Origin of the sequence: Mesorhizobium sp. M6A.T.Cr.TU.017.01.1.1 (assembly GCF_004023115.1) — a bacterium.
GTDB classification, from domain to species: domain Bacteria; phylum Pseudomonadota; class Alphaproteobacteria; order Rhizobiales; family Rhizobiaceae; genus Mesorhizobium; species Mesorhizobium mediterraneum.
Genome location: NZ_RZTA01000128.1, coordinates 1 through 3,461 on the forward strand (window position 1 = coordinate 1; position 3,461 = coordinate 3,461).

4 protein-coding genes are annotated in these 3,461 nt (G+C 66.5%); all 4 read right to left on the bottom strand.

The features are described from left to right. Nucleotides 1–84 precede the first annotated feature (84 nt). Complete coding sequence (locus EOB36_RS28705; RefSeq protein WP_128286208.1) at nt 85–915, bottom strand: 3-methyl-2-oxobutanoate hydroxymethyltransferase; 831 nt, start codon at nt 913–915, stop codon at nt 85–87. Between the two features lies 1 nt (nt 916). Next, complete coding sequence (gene rbsD / locus EOB36_RS28710) at nt 917–1,378, bottom strand: D-ribose pyranase (RefSeq protein ID WP_095489155.1); 462 nt, start codon at nt 1,376–1,378, stop codon at nt 917–919. Then, the gene (locus EOB36_RS28715; protein ID WP_128286209.1) at nt 1,375–2,325 is read right to left on the bottom strand and encodes a ribokinase; all 951 of its coding nucleotides are present in this window, start codon (nt 2,323–2,325) and stop codon (nt 1,375–1,377) included. The genes rbsD and EOB36_RS28715 overlap by 4 nt, the downstream gene beginning before the upstream one ends. 12 nt (nt 2,326–2,337) lie before the next feature. Continuing rightward, nucleotides 2,338–3,461, bottom strand: a 1,124-nt coding sequence (locus tag EOB36_RS28720) for a sugar ABC transporter ATP-binding protein (protein ID WP_245467921.1), incomplete at its 5' end; no start/stop codon positions are given.

Genomic DNA, 3,461 nt, shown 5'->3' on the forward strand with positions numbered 1-3,461 from the left:
GTCCATCTTCGCAAGAATCCAAATGCGATTGCCCTGCTCGCAAGGGGGAGATCGGCTGCTTCGCCGATGGCGAGCTTTTGGACTCTAATTTCGCGTTGCTTCGAGACGCGCGCGAAATTCCTCGAACTCCGCTTCGGTAATGCCGGCGACTTCAGCGTCGCTGGGATAGCCACCGCCGGCAACTTCCTTGCGGAACCCCGACAGCGCCTCGATCCGTGCGTCCCTGACAGCTTGGTGCAAGGCAGCCAGATTGCCCCAGGCACGCGCGTGGCGTGGCAGGCGGGTGCTCTCACCGCAAATGTCGGAGGTGAACAGGAAGATGACATCCGCCTCGGTGCCCGAGCCGAGCGACACGGTGACCAGCGAGGTGCGGCGGTTGATTTCCGCCATCACCTGAGCCGGGATGACTTCGCCCTCGACGGCGAAGGCGCCGGCATCCTCGAGCCGCCGGAAACGGTCCCACAATTCCAGCGCCTCTACGGCGGTCTTGCCGACCGCCCTGATGCCGCCGACCCAGGTGGATTTGCGCGGCACGAAGCCGAGATGCCCCATGACCGGAATCTGTTCATCGGCGAGCAGCCGGACGCTGTCATAGCCGCGCCCGGTGATCACTGCATCGGCGCCGGAGGTGATGGCGCGAAAGGCCGTGCGCAGGATCTCGTCGCCGGTGACGGCTTCGGCGAAGCCGAGGGCTGCGGTGACGAAGACGCGGCGCGACCCTTCACGCACGCGCAAAACGTTGGCGGCGCGGCAGACGACCATCTCGACGCCGGCGGCCTCGGCAGCTGCCGCCTCATCCGCCGTTTCCGCCGTCACCTGGGCGACATGGCGCCCGGTCCCCTTGAGCGCGCGCAGATCCGCGACGGTTACACTGCGCTCGACCTCGCGGCCGCCGAAATCAAAGATGCGCGGCATCTCAGCCTTTCAGCTTCTTGGCGTAATAGTCCGGCGCGACGACACCCGGCTTGGAGAACCAGGCCGGCACGTCGACGCCGGAATAAAGCAGGATGTTGCCCCACGGATCGAAGGCGCCGGTGCGCACGATAACCTTCGCCTTTGCCGCCATCTCGCCGAGGATGGTCTCGTGCTTGGTGGTCTCGAAATCGGCGTCGGGGAACAGCCGCTTCAGCTTGGCCAGCAGCGGCGCGTTGTGCACTGGCAGCGTATCGGCATAGCCAACACGCTCGGCGATGAAATTGGCTGCGATCGGCGCCAGCACGGTTTCGAGATCCGGCACGTCAGGCGAGATGGCGAGGTCGATGCGCCAGGCGGTCGAGGGGATCGGAAAGCCTGCATCGCAGACGATCATCAGGTCGCCATGACCCATCGAGGCGATGGCGTGCGCCAGTTCGGCATTGAGCAGCCGGTTTCGGTTCATGTCGCTTCCTTCCATGTTGTCTTGAGGGCCTGGGCGTAGAGCGCGTCAGCCTTGGCCCGCTGAGGCAGGCCGGGAATGACGCCGAGCTCGGTGCAGGCGATCGCGCCACAGACGACGCCGAAGCGGACAGCGTCGACGATGTCGCGGCCTTCGGCGAGCGCCACCGCAAAGCCCGAATTGAATGCATCGCCGGCGCCGGTCGTGTCGACGACGGTGACCGGCACTGCCGGCACCATCACATCGAGCTCGTCGGTCAGGATCAGCGCGCCACTCCGGCCCAAGGTCACCACCACGTTGCCGACGCCGCGGCGGCGCAACTCGCCAGCGAGCTCGCGCGATGAGCGTGGATCGTCGGCCGGCAGGCTGAGCAGAATGCGCAGCTCGCTCTCGTTCGGCGTCAGATAGTCGACGGAGGCGAAGATCGCGTCGGGAAGCTGGCGCGCCGGTGCGGGATTGAGGATCGTGCGGGCGCCATGCTTGCGGCCGAGCTCCATGGCGCGGGCAGCGGCAGCGATCGGCACTTCGAGCACCGTCATGACGACGTCGCTCTCGGCGATGCGCCGTTCGCCCAAGTCGACGGTCTCGGCATCCATCAGCTCGATGGCGCCCATGTCGAGGATGATGAAGTTCTCGCCCCTGTCGTTGAGGATGATAAAGCCGACGCCGGTGGCGCGCTCCGCACGCGTCGTGACCAGGCTCGAGTCGACGCCTTCGGCGGCGTAGAGATCGGTGGCGATGCCGGCCAGCTTGTCGGTGCCGATGATGGCGAGCAGCGACGAGGCGGCGCCCAGCCTTGCGGTGGCGACGGCCTGGTTCGAACCCTTGCCGCCCGGCCCCATGTCGAAATCGGTGCCGAGCATCGTCTCGCCGAAAATCGGCAGCTTGGGCGCCCGCATGGTCAGACCGACCGCGAAACTGCCGACGATTGTGATTTTGGGTGGTGTCATCAATGCCCTCGTTCAGGACGCCATGGCGCGGGCCAGGATCGCTTCCTCGTTGATGCCGGCGCCGGTCAGTTCACCCGAGATCCGGCCGTTGCGCAGCACCAGAACGCGTTCGGCGTTCATGATCAATTCCGGAATCTCCGACGAGATCATCACCACCGCCACGCCTTCGCCGGCGATGCCGCGCAGGATGGCATAGATCTCGGCCTTGGCGCCAACATCGACGCCGCGCGTCGGCTCGTGCAGGACCAGCACGCGTGGATTGGTGACGAGGCTACGCCCGAGGATGATCTTCTGCTGGTTGCCGCCCGACAAAGTCGCCAGTTTCTGCCCGAGATGTGAAATGCGCGCGTCGAGCCGGGCGACCTGCGCGCGGGCTTCGCGGCCGACCGCGCCGCGCCGCATGAAGCCGGCGAGCGAAAAGCGCGGCAGCGAGGCCGAGACGACATTGTTGGCGACGCTCATCGACAAAAGCGCGCCCGCGCCGCGCCGGTCCGCCGGTACCAGCGCCATGCCGTTGCGGATCGAGGCGTGCGGGTCGGCTGCGCGCAACTCCTTGCCGTCGATGGTGATGCGACCGCTGCGGCCGCATAGTCCGAACAGGGCCTCGCCGAGCGTGTCCTTGCCGGAATCGGGCAGGCCGCCAATGCCGAGGATTTCGCCCGCGCGGGCGCTAAAACTCAGCTCATCCAGCCCCGGTGCGGTCAGCTTCTCGACGGAGAGCACGATCGGCGCGGCATCCGACCGCGCCTCGGGTTGCAACGACCACTGGGTCGCGGTGTCGAGCTCGCGGCCGACCATGGCGCGGATCAGCCGGTCTTCCGACAGGCCGTCATTGTCCAGCGTCTCGATGGTGCGCCCGTCGCGCATCACGGTGATGCGGTCGGCAAGGTCGAGCACTTCCTTCAGATGATGTGAGACGTAGATGACGGTGACGCCCTCGCTGCGCAATTGCCTGACGATATCGAACAGCCGCTCGCTCTCGCGCTTGGAAAGCGCCGAATTGGGCTCGTCGAGGACAAGCAGGCGGGCACGCTGGCGGATGGCGCCGGCAATCTCGACCAGCTGCATTTCGGCCACGGAAAGCCGGCTAACCTTGGTGTCGGGGTCGAGCTTGCCCATGCCGAGGCGGGGCAAGG